Genomic DNA, 22,662 nt, shown 5'->3' with positions numbered 1-22,662 from the left:
GTTTTCCCTATCCCTGAAAATAATATCCGATTCCCCATTTTGTATGCACATATTTCGGGTCACTGGGAACCGCTTCAATCTTCTCTCTAAGGCGCCGGATATGTACATCCACGGTGCGCACATCTCCCGGATACTCATAGCCCCATACCAGATTCAGCAGATTTTCACGGCTGTATACCTTATTGGGATTTTTTGCCAAAAGCTCCAGAACATCAAATTCCTTTGCAGTCAGATTGATTTCCCTACCTGCAATAAAGACTCTTCTGCCTTCACAATCCAGTTTTAAGTCCCCGCTAACCAGCGTTTTGCCGAAACTTTCTTTCTTTTCTTCCTTTCTGGTTCTCCTCATAATGGCTTTAATGCGGGCTTTTACCTCCAGGATATTAAAAGGCTTTGTAATATAATCATCTGCACCGTACTCCAGCCCCAGAATCTTATCCATATCTTCTCCCTTTGCAGTAAGCATAATAATCGGCACGGAAGAAAATTCACGAATCTGCTGGCAGACCTCAAGCCCGGTCAGCTTCGGAAGCATAATATCCAGAAGAATCATATCGTAATCTCCGATCTTTGCCTTTTCCAGGGCCTCTTCTCCATCATAGGCACAGTCCACCTCCATGCCTTCCTGCTCCAGGCTGAATCTTATTCCTTTTACAATCAGTTTTTCATCATCTACTACCAATACTCGCTTACTCATTTCGCTCTCCTTATTCTATTGTGATATAGTTCTGTATCTTTTCAAAAGTCTTTCCCTTAATACCGGGAACCTCCTGAATTTCCTCAATGCTTTGGAACTTTCCGTTTTCTTCTCTGTAGTCCGCAATGGCCTGGGCTCTCACCTGACCAATACCCGGAATTTCCTGAAGCCCGGTCACATCAGCCGTGTTAATATTCACCCTGCCGTTTCCCCCGGTACTCTGCACCGGAGAATCTGCCGTCTCTTTTTGCTGCTTTTCCTGTACAATCCCCTGTTCCTTCATCTGACTGGTTTCTTCCAAAGTATATACTTGAATTTTCTCCCCGTCAACCAGCAAAGCCGCCTGATTCAGCCATCCGGTATCGGCCTCTTTGGAAAAACCACCTGCTGCCTTTACTGCCTCAAACACCCTGGCTTCTTTCTGCAGTTCGTAAACACCGGGACGGTTCACTGCCCCGCTTACGTCTACCCAGATAGTTTCTGCCTCCGGTTCACTCTCCTGTGAAGATTTCTCTCCCTCCCCGTCTGCCTTATCCGTCTCTTCTTTTTCTGATTTTTCCAGAGAAGGCTGCTCTATCACAACCTCTTCCTGCTTGCAGGAAGATATCCACAGGCAGCATATCAACAAAAACATTCCAAAAAGTACGCTCTTTTTCTTCATTCTATACACCTCTGCTTTCTGCATTTCTGACGCAATCCGTCTGCAAAATGCAAACATGTGTACAGATAGTTCTATTGTAACGAATTTGAAAACTCTTTACAATATATAAATCGGAACTTCTTTGTAAAATAACACACTTTTGCCTTTTACAGTCTTTTATAAATATCTGGAAATCTTTGGCTGAAACGCCGAACATGATTTTGATATGTATCTGTAGTATAGCACTTCCCGTCTGTTCCTGCAATCCAAAAAACAGCCGCAAAACCACGGCTGTTTTTGTCTATTTTTCCCATTTAAAAATTATGATTCCCACAATAGCCACAGCCATGCCGATAAGCCTGCGCCACTCAAAATCCACCTTTTCCACTCCGAAAAGGCCCAGAAGCTCAATCACATAAGCGACCGCAAGCTGAGCCACCACAATGAGCATAGCCGCCCGGGCAGGCCCAAGAGATGACATACTCTGAATCACCGTCACAGTAATAAAAGCGCCGATAACCCCTCCCAGCAGAAGGTATTTGTGGTCTACCCGCAAAAGTGCACCCGCTTCCTCCCGTCCGGTAAAAAGCCAGGCACACACACAGATTAAAAAGGCTGAAATCTGTACCCAGCCTGTGGATACCCAAAGGCTGGTCTGTTTGGTCAGTTCCGTATTAAAAACTCCCTGCACGCTCATCAGCGCACCGGAAAGCAAAGCAACTAAAATGCCCCACATGCTTGTGTTCCTCCGTTTCTTCTGTCCTGTTACATAGAATTTCCAGAGAAACCACTTTTATACCTATATCTTTAAAAACTCTTTTCCAGCTTTTCTATCATCTCATCAATATGTTCCCGGGTAACAATAAGCGGCGGCACAAACCGCAGCACATGATTTCCCGCTGAAATTACAATCAAACCATTTTCCAGCGCTTTTGAAACAATCTCTCCCACAGGCCTTCCGGCAACCTCCAGTCCCTGCATCAGACCTTTTCCACGCCGTTCACTCAAAAATTCATACTTATCCACAAGGCCATCCAGCTTTTTCTCCAAATAACCGGAAATTTCCTGTACATGGTGCAGAATATCCTGTTTTTCAAATAAATCAAACACCTTGCTTACCGCCGCACAGGCCAGAGGATTTCCACCGTAAGTGGTTCCGTGGTCTCCCGGCTCCAAAGATTTTTCCGCGGCTTTTTCACCCAGCACAAAAGCCCCTACCGGCACACCGCAGCCCAGGGCTTTGGCGCAGGTCATAATATCCGGCTCTGTGCCGTACGCCTGCCAGGCAAACATGCTGCCCGTCCGTCCCATGCCGCACTGAATTTCATCTAAAATCAGCAGAATATCCTTTTCCTCACAGAGTTTTTTCACACCCTTTAAAAAGCCTTCCTCTGCGGGATAAATGCCGCCTTCTCCCTGGACGGTTTCCAGGATAATTGCACAGGTTTTCTCTGTCACTGCTGCTTTTACGCTGTCCAAATCATTAAAATCCGCAAATTTCACCCCTCCGATTAAAGGCTTAAAGGGTTCCTGATAATGACTGTTTCCGGTAACAGACAAAGCCCCCAGACTTCTGCCGTGGAAGGAATGACGCATGGCGATAATTTCATGGTCCGTGCTGTTATCCTTTAACCAGGCATACTTTCTGGCTGCCTTAATAGCCCCTTCTATGGCTTCTGTACCACTGTTGGTAAAAAACACCCGACTCATACCCGACGCTTTCAAAAGTTTGTGAGCCGCCTCCGCCATAGGCGTATTGTAATAGAGATTTGAGGTATGTATCAGCTTGTCAATCTGGATTTTTAAAGCTTCGTTGTACTCCTCATTTCCATACCCCAGGGCAAAAACCGCAATTCCCGCGCCAAAGTCCAGATACTTCTTTCCGTCCAGGTCATAAAGATACACGCCTTCTCCCTTTTCCAGCACCACGGGAAAACGATTATAAGTATGAAGGATACTGTTCTCTGCCAGTTCCATATATTCCTTACTGCACATCATAATGCTGTATGCCCTCCTTTCTCAGAATAGCGGTTCCGATTCCCTTATCCGTAAAGATTTCCAGAAGCAGACAATGTTTTATCCTGCCGTCCAGAATATGCACTCTGGAAACGCCTTCCTCAATGGCATCCATACAGTTTTGCAACTTGGGAATCATACCGCCGCCCACATTTCCGTTGAAAATCAGTTCCTTTGCCTCTTTTACAAACAACTTGGAAATCAGGCTTTCCGGGTCTTCCGGGTCTTTGTAAACCCCTTCGATATCCGTCAGAAATGCCAGTTTTTCCGCATGCATGGCCTTTGCAATGGCACAGGCTGCATCGTCGGCATTGATGTTGTAAGCCGCATAATTATCATCCATACCAATGGGACACACAATGGGCAGAAAGTCTTTTTCCAGAAGGTCCAGAAGAATCTGGGGATTTACATCCGTAACATTTCCCACAAATCCGATATCCTGCCCCTGGGAGAACTTCTTCTCTACCCGCAGAAGTCCTCCGTCCTTTCCGCTGAGTCCCACAGCCCGAACCCCCAGGGATTCCACCAGGCTTACCAGTTCCTTATTTACTTTTCCCAGCACCATTTCTGCCAGTTCCATGGTTTCCTCGTCCGTTACCCGCAGCCCGTTGACAAATCTGGGCTCTTTTCCCACTTTGCTTACCCACTTGCTGATTTCCTTTCCGCCGCCGTGGACAATAATGGGTTTAAATCCCACCAGCTTTAACAGTACCACATCCTGAATGACGCTTTTCTTTAATTCCTCGTCCACCATGGCACTTCCGCCATATTTCACCACAATAATTTTCCGGTTAAACCGCTGAATATAGGGAAGCGCCTCAATCAGCACCTCTGCTTTGTCAAGATATTTCTGCTTTACCATGTTTCTCCCTGCCCTTCTTTTTCTTCTATTCCATAAACCATTAAGACCTGTAATCCGCGTTAATTTTCACATAATCATAAGTCAAATCACAGCCCCAGGCCACAGCCGATTCCTTTCCCAGCTTGATGTCCGCTGCTGCAGTCACCTGTTTTTCCGAAAGAATTCTGGTAGCTTCCTCCTCACTGTAATCCACGGCCACTCCGTCCTTTAAAATCTGAATTTTCCCTGCTGCGCTTTCAAAGAACAAATCCACTTTGTCGGGGTCAAACTGTGCCCCGGAATACCCCATGGCACACAGGATTCTGCCCCAGTTGGCATCATGGCCGAAAACAGCCGCTTTTGTCAGATTCGAGGTTATGACAGATTTTGCCAATGTCACTGCCTGCTCCTTTGTCTCTGCCCCCGTAATCTTCACTTCAAACAGTGCCGTAGCCCCTTCCCCGTCTGCTGCAATCTGCTTAGCCAGACTTGTATTTACATACAAAAGAGCCTCTTTAAAAGTTTCATAATCCTGATTTTTCTCGCTAATCAAAGGATTTTCCGCCATGCCGTTTGCCAGCACCAACACGGTATCATTGGTTGAAGTATCCCCGTCCACAGAAATCATATTGTAGGTATCCTGAACAATTTCACTCAAGGCTTCCTGCAGAAGTTCTTTGGTAATCTGCACGTCTGTGGTGACAAAGCCCAGCATGGTGCACATATTGGGGTGAATCATGCCGGAACCCTTGCACATGCCGCCTATGGTCACCTTTGCGCCCGAAAGTTCCATTTCTACAGCACATTCCTTCCTCACAGTGTCCGTAGTCATAATAGACTGGGCTGCCAGAATTCCCGCCTCTCTGGAATCAGAAAGCACCGGAACCAGCTTTTTTACCCCTTCTTTTAAGATATCTATGGGAAGCTGCTGTCCGATAACACCTGTAGATGCCACCAAAACTGCCTCTTCCGGTATCTGCAGCGCTTCTGCCGCCGTTTTTGCTGTTTCCTGACAGTAACTGTACCCTTCTGTTCCAGTACAGGCATTGGCAATACCGCTGTTGCACACAATGGCTTGTGTATATGCTGCGTTATCCACCAAATGTTTGTCCCATTTCACAGGCGCCGCTTTCACCACATTGGTGGTAAAAGTTCCGGCGGTCTGACATGGTTTCTGACTATACACCATGGCCATATCCTTTTTGTTTCCCTTTTTAATTCCCGCCGCAAGGCCTGCTGCCAAAAACCCCTTTGGGGCTGTAATGCCGTTCTCTATTACCTTCATCTTACTGCCTCCTCATCCTATCTCTTTCTGAAATGCTTTATGGAAACATGGGAACCAGTTCCAGTCCCCTGTTTTCTTTTTCTCCAAACAGCAGATTCATATTCTGCACAGCCTGTCCGGCCGCCCCTTTTACCAGATTGTCAATAGCGCCCATAAGAATAATCCGGTTAGTTCTCGGGTCAATTTTGAAATTTATATCCGTGTAATTGCTTCCCTCTACCCAACGGGTCTGGGGTGTCACATCTTTTTCCAGCACACGGACAAATTGCTCTTTTTCATAATATTTGTCATATACGGCCTTTACCTCTTCATAAGATACCTGTTTTGTCAGAGAAGCGTAGGCTGTCACCAGAATTCCCCGGTTCATGGGAACCAGATGAGGGGTAAAGTTCAGTGTAATTTCTTTTCCTGCGGCATAGCCCAGCTGTTCTTCGATTTCCGGTGTGTGACGGTGACTGGCTACTGCATAAGCCTTCATATTTTCATTGACTTCACAGAACAGATTGTCCAGCTTTGCTCCTCTTCCAGCCCCGGAAGTACCGGATTTGGCGTCGATAATCAAGGTATTTCCATCAATCAGCCCTTCCTTTACCAGCGGATAACAGGTAAGGATACTGCAGGTGGTATAACAGCCCGGATTTGCCACCAGCCTCGCCTTTTTTATCTTGTCCCGGTTCATCTCACACAGCCCGTACACAGCCTCCGGCAGAAACTGAGGCGATTTGTGTTCTAAACCGTACCATTTTTCATAAACAGACACATCTTTTATACGGAAATCTGCGCTCAGGTCAATTATTTTCACCTTGGAAAGGATTTCTTCCTTGACCATGGAAGCACACAACCCCTGGGGTGTTGCTGTAAAAATCACATCTACCTGCTCTGCCAATTCCTCCATGTTGTCGTCCAGACAGGTTTCCTCTACAATCTGAAACATATTCTGGTAAACCTGGGCATACTTCTTATCAATGTAGCTTCTGGACCCATACCATTTGATTTCCGCATTTCCATGCCCCTTTAAAAGCCGGACCAATTCCTGTCCCGCATATCCGGTTGCACCGATAATTCCCACCTTAATCATAGCCTTATCCCTCATTTCCTGTTTTTTTCATCATACTCCTGATTCTTTTGCTCTGCAAGAAAAGACTGCACTGCTTTCTCTCCCTGCATATTTTTATAAATTTTTGAATAATTATACATCCATATTTTTGTATATGCAAGTGTTTTTTCTGAAATTTTCTGTTTTTTCCAGATTACCCTTCTCTTTAAAACCCCTTATATAAATAGGATATTCCAGAGTAATATCTGTTATAACCGCCATGCATATCTTTTCATCCCAGTAAATTTTTTTATTTTTTTGCATTTCCCTATTGCATAATTATAATTTTTGTTGTATATTAATACCAACGAAGGCGAAACAAAAAAATTTCACATAGCAAACCTGTGATAAAGGAGGATATTTATTATGAAAGAAAAAGTAATTCTGGCATATTCCGGCGGACTGGACACTACCGCGTTAATTCCATGGTTAAAGGAAAATTTTGATTACGAGGTTATCTGCTGCTGTATCGACTGTGGTCAGGGCGCAGAATTAGACGGACTGGAAGAACGCGCTGCACTTTCCGGCGCTTCCAAATTATATATTGAAGATATTGTTGATGAATTCTGTGATGACTACATTGTTCCCTGCGTACAGGCCGGCGCTGTGTATGAGCACAAATACCTTCTTGGTACTTCCATGGCTCGTCCCGGCATCGCAAAACGTCTGGTAGAAATTGCAAGAAAAGAAGGAGCTTCCGCTATCTGTCACGGTGCAACCGGCAAAGGAAATGACCAGATTCGTTTCGAGCTGGGAATTAAGGCTCTGGCACCTGATTTAAAAATTATTGCCCCATGGCGTATGACTGATGTGTGGACCATGCAGTCCCGTGAAGACGAAATTGCTTACTGCAAAGCTCACGGAATTGACCTCCCCTTTGACGCAAGCCACAGCTACAGCCGTGACAGAAACTTATGGCATATCAGTCATGAAGGCCTGGAACTGGAAGACCCTGCTGCTGAACCAAACTACGATGATTTGCTGGTTTTAGGTGTGACTCCGCAGAAAGCACCGGACAAAGAAACAGAAGTGACCATGACATTTGAAGCAGGTGTTCCGAAAACTTTAAACGGCAAAGCCATGAAGGTATCTGAAATCATCACGGAACTGAACAAATTAGGCGGAGAAAACGGTATCGGTATTATTGATATTGTGGAGAACCGTGTGGTAGGCATGAAATCCCGCGGCGTATATGAGACACCGGGCGGAACTATTCTCATGGAAGCCCATGACCAGTTGGAAGAACTGATTCTGGACCGTGATACCATGGAAATGAAGAAAAAGCTGGGCAGCCAGTTTGCACAGATTGTATATGAAGGAAAATGGTTCACACCTCTTCGTGAAGCCATTCAGGCCTTTGTGGAATCCACACAGAAATACGTTACAGGAGAAGTAAAGTTCAAACTGTATAAAGGCAACATCATCAAAGCCGGCACAACTTCTCCTTACAGCTTATACGACGAATCTCTGGCCTCCTTTACTACCGGTGATTTATATGACCACCACGATGCCGACGGCTTCATCACCTTATTCGGACTTCCGTTAAAGGTTCGGGCTATGAAAATGGCAGAAGCTGAAAAAAACCAGAAATAAGACTCACTTTCGATAAAGGAAATTTATTTTCCGCATAAAAATCTCCCCACCAGAACACGCACCCTCTGGTGGGGAGATTTTTTATTCTTCTTTATTTTCCGCCGATTCTTCCATAAATATCCCGGGGCACTCTGGCCTTCACCGCAATGCCCTCATCGGTGTACTCCTCTGAAATCAGTTGTCCGTACTTGCGTATAAGCTGGAGTTGTCCCGCTTCCCGGTAATCCAGCACGCGCTCAATATAAATCTGGTCTTCGGTAAGCAATTTCTCCAGCACAGCCTTCAATTCCTCCAGCCCCTGTCCAGTCTTCACCGCGGTCTTAATCACATAGTCTGCCCTAAAGTCCCGAAAAATTCCTGCGTCCGACAATCTGTCCTGTTTGTTAAAAAGGGTGACAATCTTCTTATCCTGTACCCCCAGTTCCTGAAGAGTTTCATACACCACATACATCTGCTCCTCCATCTGGGGATTGGAAGCATCTACCACATGAATAATAAAATCCGCATATTTTGCCTCTTCCAGGGTACTCTTAAAAGCCTCGATTAAATGATGGGGCAGTTTCCGTATAAAGCCTACGGTATCTGTCAGATAAATTTTCTGTTTTCCCGGCAGTTCCAGCACTCTGGTTGTAGGGTCCAGAGTGGCAAACAGCTTATCCTCCTCCAATACACAGGCGTCCGTAAGCGTATTTAAAAGTGTAGACTTTCCTGCGTTGGTATACCCTACAATAGCGGCTGTTCGGATATTTTCCCGCTTTCGCCCCTCTCGCAGCAGTTCCCGGTGCCGTTTTACCTGCTCCAAATCCTTTCTTAGCTGAGAAATGCGAGACTTAATCAAACGTCTGTCCACTTCCAGCTTTTTCTCTCCCGGACCTCTGGTACCGATTCCTCCGCCCAGCCTGGACATGGCAGTTCCCATCCCGGTAAGTCTGGCCGCCCGGTAACGAAGCTGGGCCAGTTCCACCTGTATTTTTCCCTCGCTGGTATTGGCTCTGGCAGCAAAAATATCCAGAATCACTACCGTCCTGTCCATGATTTTCAGTCCCAGTTCTCTCTCCAGGTTGTTCATCTGAGAAGGGGAAAGTTCATCATCGCATACAATGCCTGTAGCGTCATAAGCGTCTGCCGCCATACGAATTTCTTCCAGTTTTCCCGTGCCTACATAATATCCCGGATGAATGGCTTCCCGGCTCTGTATCACTGTCCCCACCGTCACGGCTCCTGCGGTTTTTACCAGTTCTTCCAGCTCTTTTAAAGATTCTTCCGTGTCATCCCCGTCCTGGGTCTGCACACCTACTAAAATCACTCGTTCCTGTTCTTCCTTTAATTCATATAAATCCATACAACTCTCCTGTCCTGTTTTCTTGCCTTTATGATACTTCCTTCTTTTCTTTCCCGCAAGCCCCCACCCTCTTTTCTGTGATTATTATATAATTCGTACAGAAAATCTATGATCTTTCCACTGTTTTTTCTATACTTTTTCTAGTATATTATCTCTTAGAAAATGTAGTAAAACCAACCCGTGGTTCTGATACCTATATCTTTGACAAAAGGGCTGTCGCCAGTGCGACAGCCCTCTATCTTGTCTGCAAAAAATAATTTTCTCTCACTGCTTCTTCATCTGCAGGATACTGTTTCAGATATTCCTGCATTTTTGTTTTGGCAGTGGCAAAATCTTTCTGCTTTTCATAAATCACAATCTCATTAAACAAAAGTGCCTGCTGCACTTCTTTATCCTTTTCTTTCAGGCCCTTCTCTACGTAGGAAAGCGCACCGGTATAATCCTCCTGCTTGACAGAACAGTAAGCAAGCCCATTATATCCTTCTGCCTCAAGTCCCTTCTGCTGCAGACATTTCTGATATATGTCAGAAGCTTTTTGGGGCTCGCCTGCGTCCAGATACACCTTCCCCAAATACACCAATGCAGGCGCATATTCTTCCTTCCACGCTTTTTTCAGCATTTTCTCGGCTTTCTCATATTCTTCCAGATAATAGTACACTCTGCCTTCATTATAAAAATCCTCTGCCGATTTCGCCTTAATTTCCAGAGCGCTTTCCAGATAAGCGCTGCCGTCTGCATTCAAGTCACAGGACTTGTAAACCTTATAGACATCCAGATAGTCCTCATAGTCACCTGAACCCGACACCACTCTGGAAAAATCACTGTGCGCCTTCTTATATTCATCCATGTGCAGGTAAGCGCTTCCTCTTAAAAAGTAAGCGTCTTTTTTCTTCTGAAGTTTTAAGAGTTCCTCACAGGTTTCCACACATTTCTGATATTCGCCCTGATGATACAGGGCATCTGCCAGGTAAAAATATAAATCTGTCTTTAAGGCTTTTTCCGAACGTTCCGTCAATCCCAAAGCAGTCGTAAAAGCTTCCTGCGCCTTATCAAAAATCCCCTGCTCCGTCCAGGCAATGCCGATTCCTCTCCAGGACTGCACTCCATGGCCGCCTTCAGAGATGGCATTTTGAAAATTTTCGATAGCCTGAGTATACTCCTGTTTTTTCAGATTTTCCAGCCCGGTCTCATATTCCGTCGGTTCACTGCCTTTACATCCGGCCAGCAGACACAGCACAACTGCCGCCAAAACAATTTTCTTTTTCACCCGTTTAACCCCGTTTCCTTATTCGGCAATGAGATTTTCAGCCCGCATAGCTTCCACAACCTTATCTGCATATTCTTTGCAGACTGCGTCGGTAGCGGCTTCCACCATAACGCGAATCAATGGTTCTGTGCCGCTTTCCCTTACCAGAATTCTGCCTTCATCTCCAAGGGCTTTCTCCACCTCAGCCACAGCTTCTGTCACCTTCTGATTTTCCCTTGCCGTTTTTTTATCATAAACTCTTACATTCTTCAGCACCTGAGGATAAATGACAACCTCTCTTGTCAGTGTGCTCAATGGCACTTTTTTCTCGATAATGACTTCCATAAGCTTCAGAGAAGTCAGGATTCCGTCTCCTGTTGTGGCATGTTTGGAAAAGATAATGTGCCCGGACTGTTCTCCGCCAATGGAATGTCCGTTTGCCATCATATTTTCGCACACATACTTGTCGCCTACCGCAGTTTTCTCATAGCGGATGCCTTCTCTGTCACAAGCCTTGTACAGACCCAGATTGGACATAACTGTTGTCACAATGGTATTGTTGTTTAACTGTCCGCATTCCTTCATATACTTGCCGCAGACATAGAGAATCAAATCTCCGTTTACTTCTTCTCCCTTATCGTCCACTGCAATACAGCGGTCTGCATCTCCGTCATAGGCAAATCCCACGTCCAGGCCTTTTTCTATTACAAATTTTTTCAGTTCATTGATGTGTGTGGAACCGCAGTTTGTATTAATATTGGTTCCATTCGGATTGTTATGAATTACATAAGTTTTGGCGCCCAGCGCGTCAAACACACTTTTGGCAATAGCCGAAGCGCTTCCGTTTGAGCAGTCCAGACCAATACGCATATTTTTAAACGCTCTGGTTGGAATAGAAATCAGATAGCCAATATAACGGTTTCTTCCCGCTGAGAAGTCTACGGTGCGTCCGATGTTCTCCCTTTTTGCCAGAGGCAGTTCTTCCATTTCTCCATCAATATAGGCCTCAATCTGGGCTTCCACAGAGGCGTCCATCTTCTGTCCGTTTCCGTTGATAATCTTAATGCCATTGTCATAGAAAGGATTGTGACTGGCAGAAATCATAATACCGCAGTCAAAATTCTCCGTGCGCACCACATAGGACACGCTAGGGGTTGTGGTTACATGAAGAAGGTATACATCTGCCCCTGATGCCGTCAATCCGGCCACCAGAGAGTATTCAAACATATAGCTGCTTCTTCTGGTATCTTTTCCGATTACAATCTGCGCTTTATGTTCTTTGCCGAAATACCAGCCCAGAAATCTTCCCACTTTAAAAGCATGTTCCACGGTCAAATTCACATTTGCCTCGCCACGAAAGCCGTCCGTTCCAAAATATTTACCCATAACTCGCTCCTTTTTACACAATCATTCATTTTTTTTATCTTTTTGTCATTTACTAAGATAACACAAAATTCCGATTATGAAAAGAGTTCTTCTTTATATACCCCTTTTTTCACCAGTTCTTTAAAGGATTCCATTACTTTTTCTTTGTCTTCCTGATACGTTACGCCAAACCAGGTGTCATGTGTCTTCAGAACCGCTACCTCTGCTTTATTTTCCTGAATCAACTGATCAACCACTGCCGGAAGCAAGTATTCTTTCTTGATTTCGCCTGGTTTCACTTCTGCTAAAAAGTCCACAAAACCTTTTTCCAGAACTTCTAAAAATTCCGGTGTCAGTCCCCACATATTCATGGAAACCAGAGTCTGGGAATCCAGTGGTGTCTTTGCTCCTGTTTCTTCGTCTACAGCCGCAGGACCTGCCGGTGTTTTCTGAATATTGTAGGTTTCTGTAATACCTACCAGTTTTTTGTTTTCATCTAAAGTGCAGACCCCTCTTGTCACACCGCCGTTATCACTTAAGGTATTTTCCAGAATAAAGCCTGCCATACAGATATCCATCTTTTCTGCTGCCGTTTTTTCTTCTACCAGATAGTCGTGAATTTTCACAAACGCTTCTTTTCCGTAATAGTCATCCGCATTAATAACAATAAACGGCTCAGTAATGACCTTTTTGGCTGCCAGTACTGCGTGTCCGGTTCCCCATGGCTTGGTACGGTCCGCAGGGCAGGTATAGCCTTCCGGCAAATCGTTGATATCCTGGTACACATATTCTACCTCTGTGATTTTCTCGATTCTGTTCCCGATAATACTGCGGAACTCTTCTTCAATATCCTTGCGGATAATAAAAACCACCTTGTTGAATCCGGCTTCCAGGGCATCATGAATGGAGTAATCCATAATAATTTCTCCGCTTGGTCCTACCTGTGCAAGCTGTTTAATTCCCTTTCCGAAGCGGCTTCCGATTCCTGCAGCCATAATTACTAATGCTGTTTTCTTCATAATTGTACTTCTCCTTACTTTGAAAAATTCTCTCTATCTGTTACTGCTCCAGCCCACTTAAGCGAGCCGTTTGATCTGCAGCAATCAGCGAATCAATAATTTCCTCCAAATCCCCGTTCAAAATACTGTCCAGTCTGTGCAGGGTCAGCTTAATTCTGTGGTCTGTCACACGTCCCTGGGGGAAATTGTAGGTTCTGATTTTTTCGGAACGGTCTCCCGTACCCACCTGGCTTCTTCTGGCCTCTGCCTCTGCATCATGACGTTTCTGCAGTTCCATATCATACAGCCTGGAACGCAATACCTTTAAAGCCTTATCCTTGTTCTTAAGCTGAGATTTCTCGTCCTGACAGGAAATCACGATTCCCGTAGGGATATGTGTCAGACGTACCGCAGAGTCCGTAGTATTGACGCACTGTCCACCGTTTCCGGATGCACGGAACACGTCAAATTTACAGTCATTTAAGTCCAGTTCAAAGTCAATTTCCTCTGCTTCCGGCATAATGGCTACCGTAATAGTGGATGTATGAATCCGTCCGCCGCTTTCTGTTTCCGGAACACGCTGTACACGATGTACACCACTTTCGTATTTCAGTCTGGAATACGCACCTTTTCCGTTAATCATAAAAGTAACTTCTTTAAATCCGCCGATTCCATTTTCGTTGAGACTCATCATCTCCGTCTTCCAATTCTGGGATTCTGCGTATTTCACATACATTCTGTAAATTTCTGCTGCAAACAGAGCCGCTTCGTCTCCGCCTGCACCTGCACGAATTTCCACAATAACGTTCTTCTCATCATTAGGGTCTTTTGGCAGAAGAAGAATTTTCAATTCCTTTTCCAGTTCCTCAATCCTCTTCTTGGCATCTGACAGTTCTTCTTTCAGCATTTCCCGCATGTCTTCGTCAGATTCCTCATCCAGAAGCATCAGACTGTCTTCCACAGTCTCCTTGCAGCGTTTATATTCATTATATGCGTCTGCAATAGGCTGCAGTTCACTCTGCTCCTTCATCAGCTTCTGAAATCTGGCTGCGTCATTGGCCACAGTGGGCTCGTTCAGTTCATTTAATATTTCCTCAAGGCGGACTAAGATGTCCTCTAATTTATCAAACATGATTTTCCTCCTGATTTTTCTTTCCAATTACAACCCGGTCAAGTCCTGCCAGGTCTTGTATCACTTTCACTTCCGTATATCCCTGTTCCTTCATCAGCTGCGCCACAGCTTCCCCCTGGTCATAACCGATTTCAAAGGCCAGAATCCCCTGGGGATTCAAATAATTTCCTGCCTGCCGGGTAATTCTGCGGTAAAAATACAGACCGTCCTCCCGGCCGTCCAGTGCCATTCTGGGTTCATGAAATTTCACTTCTTCCATCAGCCCTTCAATGACTTCTGTCTGGATATAAGGGGGATTCGACACCAGAATATCATATTTCCCCGAAACCAGCTCAAACAGATCGCTGTTTATCCATTGCGCTGATATTCCCAGGTCTTTGCCGTTTCTTTCAGCCACTTTCAGGGCTTCCTTTGACAAATCTGCCCCTGTTCCCTCTGCCTCTTTCAGATGGGTCAGCAGACTCAGCAGGATACAGCCGCTTCCCGTACACATATCCAGAATGCACAGTCCCTTCTTCCCGCCAGCTTCTTTTAACACTTCCTCTATCAGAATCTCCGTATCCTGTCTGGGAATCAGCACATGCTCATTCACATAAAACTTCATGCCGTAAAAATATGCCTCGTGAGTCAACTGCTGCAAAGGAATTCTCTCTCCCCGCTGTACAAGCAGCTTTTGATACTGCTCTGCCTGTTCTTTCGGCACTTCCTCGTCTTCGTGGACAAAGTACCAGCTTCTGGAAATACCGCACACATGCTCCAGTAAGAGCCATGCGTCCAGATTTCCATCTTCTATCTGTCTTTCTTTCAAATACTGCTTTCCATCTTCCAGTAATGCCTTATATCCTGCCATATCAATCTTCCCCGCCTGTCTGTACGTCCGGGAAGTTCTCCTTCAGATACGCTCTCCAGTCAAACACAGCCTCTACAGCCTGAATGGCCACCTCTGCCATATCCGGTGTCGGTTCTTTTGTCGTCAGCTTCTGCAAGGCCATACCCGGTTTGGAAAGAAATGCCACCGCCGGATGGTCGCTGTTTCCCGCCAGCTTAATAAATTCATAAGAAACCCCTGCAATCACCGGCACCAGCAAAATACGCACGGTAATCCTCAGCCACATGGTCTTTATGGGAACCATGGCAAAAAATCCTAAAAAGAAAATAACACTGATAATAATGACAAAGAACAGAAAACTGGTTCCGCACCTCTTATGGAAACGGGAACTTGCCATAACATTTTCCACAGTCAGCGGTTTTCCATGCTCCACACAGTTGATACACTTATGCTCTGCCCCGTGATACATAAACACCCTCTGAATATCCTGCATCCTGGAAATCAGCAGCATATACCCCAGAAACAGTACAATACGCACAATGGCTTCCGCTACGGTCACCATATGTTCACTGGCTCCTACCTTGTGTAAAAGGCTGGCCAGCAGGTAAGGAAGCACCATAAAAAGCCCTACGGACAATACCACTGAAAAAATAACCGTTGCCGTCATCAGCACCTTGTCTTCCTTTTCCTTTTTGGCTTCCTGCTTTTCCCGCTCCTCCCCTGTCAGCGCTTTTCTTTTCTCCAATTCTTCCTCTTCTTCAAAAAAAGTGGCAGAATACATAAGACATTTCGTTCCTACCACCAGAGAATCTATAAAGTTAAACACACCGCGTATGATGGGAAGCTTCAGGATTTTCCGGCTTTTTATTATACTCTTATAGTCTTCAATCTTGACTTCTATCTCTTTATCCGGCTTCCGCACCGCAACAGAATACACGTCTCCGTGCCGCATCATAATGCCTTCCATGACAGCCTGTCCGCCAATGTTTGATGATTTCATGTTTCCTCCAAACGCAATAAGAGGCCGAAGTCCTCAAACCTCAGCCTCTTCTACCTCTTATTTATTCATGCCGTATTTCTTGTTGAACTTATCAATACGTCCACGAGCCTGTGCAGCTTTCTGCTGTCCTGTATAGAAAGGATGACATTTAGAGCAAACTTCTACACGGAGTTCAGATTTAGTAGAACCTGTCTTAAATGTATTTCCACAGTTGCAAGTTACTGTACATTCCTGATAATTTGGATGGATTCCTTCTCTCATTTTTTTCACCTCTTATATATTTTGATTATTTATATTGTTTTATTGCGTTTTCAAATTCAAACAGCTTTTGCATTATAGCATATTCTGACACCAAATGCAAGGCTTATTAGGGTTTTCTTTAAAGAATCCTCTGCTTTTTCACCATCTGTACAAATTCTGCATTGTCCCTTGTTCTGGCAAACATATTCAGAATATTTTCCGTAGCTTCGTCTGACTTCATGCCGTTTAAGGCTTTCCGCATAATGTCCACGGCTTCCTGTTCTTCCCTGTTCAAAAGCAGGTCTTCCCTTCTTGTTCCGGATTTTGCAATGTCGATAGCCGGGAAAACCCTCTTTTCCTGGAGTTTTCTGTCCAGCACCAGTTCCATATTACCGGTCCCCTTAAATTCTTCGTACACAACGTCATCCATCTTGCTTCCTGTATCCACCAGTGCAGTTGCCAGAATGGTCAGACTTCCGCCCTCTCTCATGTTTCTGGCCGCACCGAAGAAACGCTTGGGCATATGCAGGGCAGCCGGGTCAAGACCACCGGAAAGGGTACGTCCGCTTGGGGGAACTGTCAGGTTATATGCCCTTGCCAGTCTTGTAATACTGTCGATGAAAATCGTAACGTCTTTTTTGTGTTCTACCAGACGTTTTGCACGCTCAATGGTCATTTCAGACACACGCTTGTGATGCTCCGGCAGTTCATCAAAAGTAGAATAAATAATTTCCACGTTTTTGCCTTTGATGGCCTCCTTTATATCTGTAACCTCTTCCGGACGCTCATCAATCAGCAGAATAATCAGGTGCATTTCCGGATTGTTCCGAAGAATGGATTTTGCCGCGTCCTTTAAAAGGGTTGTCTTACCTGCTTTGGGCGGAGATACAATCATTCCCCTCTGTCCCTTTCCGATAGGACTTACAAGGTCTGTAATGCGCATAGCCATACTTCCGCCCGGACGTTCCAGATGCAGCCTCTCATTTGGGAAAATCGGGGTCATATCCTCAAAATTCATACGCTGCATTTCATTTGCCTTAATTCCGTTGATGTGGGTCACATACAAAAGAGCGGAAAACTTCTCGTTCTGACTTTTCACCCTTGTGTTTCCTCTTAAAATATCGCCTGTTTTCAGATTGAATCTGCGAATCTGGGACGGGGAAACATACACGTCATTATCCCCCGGAAGATAATTGTCGCTCCGGATAAATCCGTATCCGTCCGGCAGTACCTCCAGAATTCCCTTTACCGTAATGCCGCTGTCCAGTTCAGACTGCTCCATGGGCGCTCTGTTATTTCGATTATCCTGTCCATCTTCTCTTACTGCAGGTTTCCTTTCCTCTCTTACCTCTGTTCTGGACTCCGCCTTTCTCTCTACTGTGGTTTCTGCTCCGGTTTCCTCCTGTTTTTTCTGTTCTGCTGCTTTCCTGTCCTTTTCGTCTTCCTGAACCATCCGCTCTACCAGTTCACTTTTTTTCAGCGTGGAAATGCCTTTTAAACCTCTTGCCTTTGCAATTTCTTTTAATGCTCCCAGAGACAGGGAATCATACTTTTCTCTCATTTTATATTCCTTTCTGAAATTCAATTTATTATTCTGGAACAAAATCAATCGTTTACTGATTGTACTATAAATGAAACCTTATTTTACCTTTTACACTAAACAGGAAAATCCGTCTGAATTGACATGAATTTGTGTTTGCTTTTGACTTTGTAACTGCATATCTTTGATATATAGCTTATCATAACACACTTTTCCTTTTTTGCAAAGTATTTGTTGGCTTTCTTTCCCCATCTACTTATTTTTGTACATTTTCCCTATGACTGCCCCGACTGTGCTGTCATATATTCCTGAAAATCTTTCATGCTTCTTGTTAAAAATTTACTTTTGTGATGAACAAAATAATACTCTCTTGCCGGCTGTGTCCCCTGAATTTTTATTTCTTTCAACCTGTGGTTCTCCATAAAAGGTTCTACAATAGACCTGGAAATCATCAGAATTCCCATTTTACTGCTGCAGGCTTCTATCAGACTCTGTACACTAATACTCTCCATAACAATGTTCTGCTTTCTTTTATACTTTTCCATAAATCCCTCTGCCATATTTCTGGACCCGCTGCCCTTTTCCCTCAGCAGCAACGGATGTTCACACAGCTCTTCCATTGTTATACTCTCTTTTACAGGATAATCCTGTGCACATACTGCCGTCATACTGTCCTTTCCTATGGGACTGCAAACAAAGAAGCGGGGATTGAGCGGATAATCCATAATTCCGAAATCCAGTTCATTCCTCATGAGATGTTCTTCTATCTGCCGGGAATTCTCTACCTTGGTATAAAGAGGAATCTGAGGATATCTCCGGGAAAATTCTGAAAATATCTTTGGAAATGCACTGATACCAAAAGATACATTCGTCCCAATTCGGACCCGCGTGACTGCGTGTACATCCCGCAGCACATCCCTGGCCTCATCAAACTGGGAAAGAATGGAATCTGCGTACAAAAGCAGCTGTTCCCCTGACTCCGTGATATACAGCCTTCTATTCATACGTTCAAACAATTTTGTTCCATAATAGCTTTCCAATTCCCGAATGGCATAACTCACCGCCGGCTGTGCCATATTCATGCTCTCGGCAGCAAGCGTAATGCTCTCCTGCCGACATACTTCTGAAAAAATACGCAAATGTCTAAGTGTCATTGTTATCTCCCGCACAATACATAAGTTTTTTATTATATATATTATAATAACATAAGAATTGTTATATATCCACTAAAAGGCTAGAATAGATATGACTATATAAAAGTGAGGTATTGTAATGGTACTATTATTAATTTTTCTAATCTGCTTCTCAGCCTCAGTTATCGGGGCTATTTGCGGTATTGGCGGCGGTGTAATTATAAAACCCGTGTTAGATGCCTTTGGCATTATGGATGTGGCTACCATCAGTTTTCTGTCCGGCTGTACTGTACTTTCCATGACTACATATTCCGTTATCAAGAACAAATGCAGCGGAGAATCTCATGTAGAACAGAAAACCGGTCTGCCCCTTGCATTGGGAGCAGCTGCAGGAGGACTTCTGGGAAAATCCATGTTTTCCCTTATTTCCTCTCTCAGTCCTGACAAAAACAAAGTAGGCGCTGTACAAGCCGCCTGTCTGTTGGCTGTTACCCTGGGAACTCTGATTTACACCATTTACAAGGCGCGTATCAAAACCTGCCATATAAGCAATCCTGTTGCCTGTATCGGTATCGGTGTTTTCCTGGGTATACTTTCCTCCTTCTTAGGAATCGGCGGAGGTCCTATCAATCTGGTAGTCCTGTTCTTCTTCTTCTCCATGACCACCAAGGTTGCAGCAGAAAACTCCCTGTATATTATTTTCTTTTCCCAGATAGCCAGCCTGCTGTCTTCGCTGGTAACCAAAAGCGTCCCCGATTTCCAGCTTATCACACTGGTATTCATGGTAGTCGGCGGTATTGCCGGAGGCGCCTGCGGGAGGAAAGTCAATAAAAAAATCGACGACAAAACCGTGGACAAATTGTTTATCGGATTAATGGTTTTAATTATCTTTATCAATATCTACAATATTATTAAATTTGTGGGATAAAAAATTTTAGGAACTATCACTTTAAACAAAACTCAGAAATGTTTCTATATTTAAAGTGATAGTTCCTATTTCTATTTTTTGAAAACTTCCAGAACTGCTTTTTTTATACAATTTATATAGGTCTGTGCCCCTTCAGAAGTTAAATGCGTCTCGTCCTCAACAAAATATTCTGAATGACCTTCGCTTTCCTTATACCAGTCAATAAGATAGGTATAATCCGTAGATTTAACAAACTCATATATTTCCGCATTATTAGACTGTTCCCAGCTCGTATAAGGTGCTCTCGCTGTAATAACAAAAAAGGGCCTTTCGGGACCAATTTTTTCTCTTAATGTATCAAGAGAATTGTAAAGCAGTCCATTCGTTCCAAGTGCAAAAATAACACCATCTCCATTCCAGCCTTTTTCATTTACATAGGAATCATACAAATCAAAACTTTCTGTTGTATATCGACTAACGGCCGTATCACTGATACTATTGGGGAATACTTCATAAAATTCATCTGTTGCCCCCATTGCAATTGAATCCCCCATCAGTAACAAATTCAAATTTTTCAGAATTTCCTCATCTGATATAACAGTTTCCTCTTTCTGCTCTTTTGTTTCTTTCTGTACCGAAGCATGTTCTTCCTTGGATTTTTCAGCTTTCTCTGCTTGGGATTCCAAACTGTCAATATGACTTAGCACCTTTTCTTTTGGTACAAATGCAATACACAGTATCATTCCGGTTTCTATGACACACACCCAGACCAATAAGAAGACAGCGTTTCAAAACTCTGACTTGGTTTTTACGTTCCCCTTTTGTTCTGACTCTCCTTCTTATAATTGCAATGTTCTTTCTGATTGTTCCATATCGTATAGGGGTTTCAATATAATGATAAGATAATGCTGCAAAAAGAAAGGTGAATAAAACCTCAATCAGCATTAACCACCAACTGCTTTTTTTACCATTGCTAAGTAATAAAATCACCGGAAAATGCCATAAGAACGCTCACCAATCCATCTTAAGATTGGAAATCCCAACACCTTATTTAAAATACTGCAGGGATTTAAAAGAGAGTAAATTACCAGGACAGCCAGCAGGGAAACCATTCCCTGTCCTCCTCTGTATAAAAAGCTGCTGTATCCATCAACAGCACTCATCATATAAATAAGAACCAGCACAGAAAGAATACCTGCAAAATCTCTCATTCCTTTAGATTTTTCTTCTGATATTTGACTTTTTTCTACCAGTAAGGCCAACACGGCACCAAAACGGAGAGAAAAAGCTCGAGTATCTGTTCCGTAGTAACATCTGCTCGGATCTTTAGATGGGTTAAATAAAAAGCCTAATAACAACAAGGAAACAATTGCACCTGCTATGGTAATGCCAGTCAGCACTTTTTTTCTATTTTTATGCTTACTAATGCATTTAAATAAAACAGGATATACAAGATAAAATTGCGCTTCAATGGCTAAAGACCAAAAATGTGTAAGCGGTGACGGTGCACCTGCATTTTCAAAATATGAAACATGATTATAAATCTGCCACCAATTATTATATCCCAAAAGTGTAGACGGCAAGTCAGAACATGCCTTTGTAAATAAAGCCCTGTCAAACAGTGCACTTGCAAATATTAAACACGTCACCATTGTTAGAATCGCAGGAAATAATCTTCTGATTCTTCGAATCCAAAAATTCTTAAGATTAACTGTATCTGTATTCTCTAATTCCGTCAATAAAATATGGGTAATCAGAAAAGCCTGATATCACGAAAAAAATAGTTACTCCGATAATGCCCCCCTTTGCTATGGGAAGTTTTAAATGATATGCAAATACCATTAAAACTGCAATTGCTCTGAGTCCATCTATTCCTGCAATATACCTGTTTTGTGACTTATCATTCACTTTTTCCTTTTTCATTTGTATTTACTCCTTTTTTCGCAAAAAAAGTTGTAAGACATTGCATATACAATATCTTACAACTTTTAATTAATGCCGCAGACCGGAATCGAACCGGTACGGGAGTATAAGTCCCGCAGGATTTTAAGTCCTGTGCGTCTGCCTGTTCCGCCACTGCGGCATTTCTCAAAATGCTTTCACATTTTGAACGACCCAGAAGAGACTCGAACTCTCGACCTCCGCCGTGACAGGGCGGCGCTCTAACCAACTGAGCCACTGGGCCATGTATGTAATTTTATCTGATACCTTTAACTGAATGGACCTTCGGGGACTCGAACCCAGGACCGACCGGTTATGAGCCGGTTGCTCTAACCAACTGAGCTAAAGGTCCAAAAAGCCGATGATCGGACTCGAACCGATAACCTGCTGATTACAAATCAGCTGCTCTGCCAATTGAGCCACATCGGCATCTCATTGTGAAGCTAAACAGCTAAATGACTCCTACGGGAATCGAACCCGTGTTACCGCCGTGAAAGGGCGATGTCTTAACCGCTTGACCAAGGAGCCAGATATTAAAAAACTCCCCCTGTTGGACTCGAACCAACGACACTGCGGTTAACAGCCGCATGCTCTACCGACTGAGCTAAGGAGGAATATTCATTTTACACTATACCTTCAAAACCGCATACACAAAACCAAACCAATTCCAACTTACCGTTTCGCTTAGTTCCCTAAGCTTTCAGGTCAAGCCCTCGACCGATTAGTAGCAGTCAGCTCCATACATTGCTGCACTTCCACCTCTGCCCTATCTACCTCGTCGTCTTCAAGGGGTCTTACTTCTTCCGAATGGGATATCTCAT

22 protein-coding genes, 6 tRNA genes and 1 rRNA gene are annotated in these 22,662 nt (G+C 44.0%); 2 read left to right on the top strand and 27 right to left on the bottom strand.

Features of this window, described 5'->3' with window-relative positions; translation table 11 throughout:
• Window positions 1–7: 7 nt before the first annotated feature.
• The 7 genes from WBS51_RS07235 to argC all read right to left on the bottom strand — a co-directional run bounded on the left by WBS51_RS07235 (window position 8) and on the right by argC (window position 6,557).
• On the bottom strand, window positions 8–697 hold the full coding sequence (locus tag WBS51_RS07235; protein WP_294459677.1) for a response regulator transcription factor: 690 nt from the start codon (window positions 695–697) through the stop codon (window positions 8–10).
• A gap of 10 nt (window positions 698–707) precedes the next feature.
• Window positions 708–1,358, bottom strand: coding sequence for a ComEA family DNA-binding protein (locus WBS51_RS07230; RefSeq protein WP_294459679.1), 651 nt, complete (start codon window positions 1,356–1,358; stop codon window positions 708–710).
• 280 nt (window positions 1,359–1,638) lie between these two features.
• Window positions 1,639–2,073, bottom strand: coding sequence for a DMT family transporter (locus tag WBS51_RS07225; RefSeq protein ID WP_173747961.1), 435 nt, complete (start codon window positions 2,071–2,073; stop codon window positions 1,639–1,641).
• 71 nt (window positions 2,074–2,144) lie between these two features.
• Window positions 2,145–3,332: an aspartate aminotransferase family protein gene (locus WBS51_RS07220; protein WP_173748020.1), complete on the bottom strand. Its 1,188-nt coding sequence runs from the start codon at window positions 3,330–3,332 to the stop codon at window positions 2,145–2,147.
• Entirely contained in the window at window positions 3,322–4,215 is an 894-nt protein-coding gene (argB, locus tag WBS51_RS07215; protein WP_173747963.1) for an acetylglutamate kinase, read from the bottom strand. Before argB ends, WBS51_RS07220 begins: the two co-directional genes overlap by 11 nt.
• A gap of 40 nt (window positions 4,216–4,255) precedes the next feature.
• On the bottom strand, window positions 4,256–5,479 hold the full coding sequence (gene argJ / locus WBS51_RS07210; RefSeq protein ID WP_173747965.1) for a bifunctional glutamate N-acetyltransferase/amino-acid acetyltransferase ArgJ: 1,224 nt from the start codon (window positions 5,477–5,479) through the stop codon (window positions 4,256–4,258).
• A 37-nt stretch (window positions 5,480–5,516) separates the two neighbouring features.
• Entirely contained in the window at window positions 5,517–6,557 is a 1,041-nt protein-coding gene (argC, locus tag WBS51_RS07205; RefSeq protein ID WP_291681607.1) for an N-acetyl-gamma-glutamyl-phosphate reductase, read from the bottom strand.
• Window positions 6,558–6,941: 384 nt separating this feature from the next.
• Here argC and WBS51_RS07200 point away from each other — a divergent pair, with 384 nt between their 5' ends.
• The gene (locus WBS51_RS07200) at window positions 6,942–8,168 is read left to right on the top strand and encodes an argininosuccinate synthase (protein ID WP_173747969.1); all 1,227 of its coding nucleotides are present in this window, start codon (window positions 6,942–6,944) and stop codon (window positions 8,166–8,168) included.
• 91 nt (window positions 8,169–8,259) lie between these two features.
• Here the strand turns inward: WBS51_RS07200 and hflX are convergent, their stop codons facing one another.
• The 10 genes from hflX to WBS51_RS07150 form a co-directional block, all read right to left on the bottom strand.
• Entirely contained in the window at window positions 8,260–9,510 is a 1,251-nt protein-coding gene (hflX, locus tag WBS51_RS07195; RefSeq protein ID WP_173747971.1) for a GTPase HflX, read from the bottom strand.
• A gap of 235 nt (window positions 9,511–9,745) precedes the next feature.
• The gene (locus WBS51_RS07190) at window positions 9,746–10,777 is read right to left on the bottom strand and encodes a tetratricopeptide repeat protein (protein WP_291681611.1); all 1,032 of its coding nucleotides are present in this window, start codon (window positions 10,775–10,777) and stop codon (window positions 9,746–9,748) included.
• A gap of 18 nt (window positions 10,778–10,795) precedes the next feature.
• Complete coding sequence (gene glmM / locus WBS51_RS07185) at window positions 10,796–12,142, bottom strand: phosphoglucosamine mutase (protein WP_173747973.1); 1,347 nt, start codon at window positions 12,140–12,142, stop codon at window positions 10,796–10,798.
• Window positions 12,143–12,216: 74 nt separating this feature from the next.
• On the bottom strand, window positions 12,217–13,140 hold the full coding sequence (locus WBS51_RS07180; protein WP_173747975.1) for a nucleotidyltransferase family protein: 924 nt from the start codon (window positions 13,138–13,140) through the stop codon (window positions 12,217–12,219).
• A 40-nt stretch (window positions 13,141–13,180) separates the two neighbouring features.
• Complete coding sequence (gene prfA / locus WBS51_RS07175) at window positions 13,181–14,251, bottom strand: peptide chain release factor 1 (RefSeq protein WP_173747977.1); 1,071 nt, start codon at window positions 14,249–14,251, stop codon at window positions 13,181–13,183.
• On the bottom strand, window positions 14,244–15,101 hold the full coding sequence (gene prmC, locus WBS51_RS07170) for a peptide chain release factor N(5)-glutamine methyltransferase (protein ID WP_291681615.1): 858 nt from the start codon (window positions 15,099–15,101) through the stop codon (window positions 14,244–14,246). Before prmC ends, prfA begins: the two co-directional genes overlap by 8 nt.
• A gap of 1 nt (window position 15,102) precedes the next feature.
• Window positions 15,103–16,080: a DUF1385 domain-containing protein gene (locus WBS51_RS07165; RefSeq protein ID WP_291681617.1), complete on the bottom strand. Its 978-nt coding sequence runs from the start codon at window positions 16,078–16,080 to the stop codon at window positions 15,103–15,105.
• Window positions 16,081–16,137: 57 nt separating this feature from the next.
• Window positions 16,138–16,341 (bottom strand): 50S ribosomal protein L31, encoded by a 204-nt coding sequence (gene rpmE / locus WBS51_RS07160; RefSeq protein WP_003022634.1) that lies wholly within the window; start codon window positions 16,339–16,341, stop codon window positions 16,138–16,140.
• 118 nt (window positions 16,342–16,459) lie between these two features.
• On the bottom strand, window positions 16,460–17,881 hold the full coding sequence (gene rho, locus WBS51_RS07155; RefSeq protein ID WP_173747983.1) for a transcription termination factor Rho: 1,422 nt from the start codon (window positions 17,879–17,881) through the stop codon (window positions 16,460–16,462).
• A 254-nt stretch (window positions 17,882–18,135) separates the two neighbouring features.
• Window positions 18,136–19,014, bottom strand: a complete 879-nt coding sequence (locus WBS51_RS07150; RefSeq protein ID WP_173747985.1) for a LysR family transcriptional regulator — start codon at window positions 19,012–19,014, stop codon at window positions 18,136–18,138.
• 118 nt (window positions 19,015–19,132) lie between these two features.
• Here WBS51_RS07150 and WBS51_RS07145 point away from each other — a divergent pair, with 118 nt between their 5' ends.
• Window positions 19,133–19,921 (top strand): sulfite exporter TauE/SafE family protein, encoded by a 789-nt coding sequence (locus WBS51_RS07145; protein ID WP_173747988.1) that lies wholly within the window; start codon window positions 19,133–19,135, stop codon window positions 19,919–19,921.
• 71 nt (window positions 19,922–19,992) lie between these two features.
• On the opposite strand, the gene WBS51_RS07140 is transcribed toward WBS51_RS07145, so the two are convergent.
• From WBS51_RS07140 to WBS51_RS07095, 10 genes are all read right to left on the bottom strand, one after another.
• The gene (locus WBS51_RS07140; RefSeq protein ID WP_342694059.1) at window positions 19,993–20,454 is read right to left on the bottom strand and encodes an SGNH/GDSL hydrolase family protein; all 462 of its coding nucleotides are present in this window, start codon (window positions 20,452–20,454) and stop codon (window positions 19,993–19,995) included.
• Between the two features lie 432 nt (window positions 20,455–20,886).
• Window positions 20,887–21,639 carry an acyltransferase family protein gene (locus WBS51_RS07135; RefSeq protein ID WP_291681626.1) on the bottom strand — a complete coding sequence of 251 codons (753 nt, stop codon included), beginning with the start codon at window positions 21,637–21,639 and terminating at the stop codon, window positions 20,887–20,889.
• Window positions 21,608–21,823, bottom strand: a complete 216-nt coding sequence (locus WBS51_RS07130) for an acyltransferase family protein (protein ID WP_291681628.1) — start codon at window positions 21,821–21,823, stop codon at window positions 21,608–21,610. The genes WBS51_RS07135 and WBS51_RS07130 overlap by 32 nt, the downstream gene beginning before the upstream one ends.
• A gap of 73 nt (window positions 21,824–21,896) precedes the next feature.
• A tRNA-Leu gene (locus WBS51_RS07125) sits at window positions 21,897–21,983 on the bottom strand.
• A gap of 28 nt (window positions 21,984–22,011) precedes the next feature.
• A tRNA-Asp gene (locus WBS51_RS07120) sits at window positions 22,012–22,085 on the bottom strand.
• A gap of 34 nt (window positions 22,086–22,119) precedes the next feature.
• A tRNA-Ile gene (locus WBS51_RS07115) sits at window positions 22,120–22,193 on the bottom strand.
• 4 nt (window positions 22,194–22,197) lie between these two features.
• Window positions 22,198–22,270, bottom strand: a tRNA-Thr gene (locus WBS51_RS07110).
• 27 nt (window positions 22,271–22,297) lie between these two features.
• Window positions 22,298–22,369 (bottom strand) — tRNA-Glu (locus WBS51_RS07105).
• 13 nt (window positions 22,370–22,382) lie between these two features.
• A tRNA-Asn gene (locus WBS51_RS07100) sits at window positions 22,383–22,455 on the bottom strand.
• An 87-nt stretch (window positions 22,456–22,542) separates the two neighbouring features.
• Window positions 22,543–22,662: ribosomal RNA gene (locus WBS51_RS07095) — 23S ribosomal RNA — on the bottom strand; the annotation flags it as partial.

This window comes from Blautia acetica, assembly GCF_038739805.1.
Taxonomy (GTDB): Bacteria; Bacillota; Clostridia; order Lachnospirales; family Lachnospiraceae; genus Blautia.
This window is presented reverse-complemented; position numbering and strand designations above follow the sequence as displayed.

Coding starts and splice junctions, on each gene's coding strand:
- WBS51_RS07235 (WP_294459677.1), bottom strand. CDS start 697: ATGAGTAAGCGAGTATTGGTAGTAGATGATGAAAAACTGATTGTAAAA.
- WBS51_RS07230 (WP_294459679.1), bottom strand. CDS start 1,358: ATGAAGAAAAAGAGCGTACTTTTTGGAATGTTTTTGTTGATATGCTGC.
- WBS51_RS07225 (WP_173747961.1), bottom strand. CDS start 2,073: ATGTGGGGCATTTTAGTTGCTTTGCTTTCCGGTGCGCTGATGAGCGTG.
- WBS51_RS07220 (WP_173748020.1), bottom strand. CDS start 3,332: ATGTGCAGTAAGGAATATATGGAACTGGCAGAGAACAGTATCCTTCAT.
- argB (WP_173747963.1), bottom strand. CDS start 4,215: ATGGTAAAGCAGAAATATCTTGACAAAGCAGAGGTGCTGATTGAGGCG.
- argJ (WP_173747965.1), bottom strand. CDS start 5,479: ATGAAGGTAATAGAGAACGGCATTACAGCCCCAAAGGGGTTTTTGGCA.
- argC (WP_291681607.1), bottom strand. CDS start 6,557: ATGATTAAGGTGGGAATTATCGGTGCAACCGGATATGCGGGACAGGAA.
- WBS51_RS07200 (WP_173747969.1), top strand. CDS start 6,942: ATGAAAGAAAAAGTAATTCTGGCATATTCCGGCGGACTGGACACTACC.
- hflX (WP_173747971.1), bottom strand. CDS start 9,510: ATGGATTTATATGAATTAAAGGAAGAACAGGAACGAGTGATTTTAGTA.
- glmM (WP_173747973.1), bottom strand. CDS start 12,142: ATGGGTAAATATTTTGGAACGGACGGCTTTCGTGGCGAGGCAAATGTG.
- WBS51_RS07180 (WP_173747975.1), bottom strand. CDS start 13,140: ATGAAGAAAACAGCATTAGTAATTATGGCTGCAGGAATCGGAAGCCGC.
- prfA (WP_173747977.1), bottom strand. CDS start 14,251: ATGTTTGATAAATTAGAGGACATCTTAGTCCGCCTTGAGGAAATATTA.
- prmC (WP_291681615.1), bottom strand. CDS start 15,101: ATGGCAGGATATAAGGCATTACTGGAAGATGGAAAGCAGTATTTGAAA.
- WBS51_RS07165 (WP_291681617.1), bottom strand. CDS start 16,080: ATGAAATCATCAAACATTGGCGGACAGGCTGTCATGGAAGGCATTATG.
- rpmE (WP_003022634.1), bottom strand. CDS start 16,341: ATGAGAGAAGGAATCCATCCAAATTATCAGGAATGTACAGTAACTTGC.
- rho (WP_173747983.1), bottom strand. CDS start 17,881: ATGAGAGAAAAGTATGATTCCCTGTCTCTGGGAGCATTAAAAGAAATT.
- WBS51_RS07150 (WP_173747985.1), bottom strand. CDS start 19,014: ATGACACTTAGACATTTGCGTATTTTTTCAGAAGTATGTCGGCAGGAG.
- WBS51_RS07145 (WP_173747988.1), top strand. CDS start 19,133: ATGGTACTATTATTAATTTTTCTAATCTGCTTCTCAGCCTCAGTTATC.
- WBS51_RS07140 (WP_342694059.1), bottom strand. CDS start 20,454: ATGGGGGATTCAATTGCAATGGGGGCAACAGATGAATTTTATGAAGTA.
- WBS51_RS07130 (WP_291681628.1), bottom strand. CDS start 21,823: ATGAAAAAGGAAAAAGTGAATGATAAGTCACAAAACAGGTATATTGCA.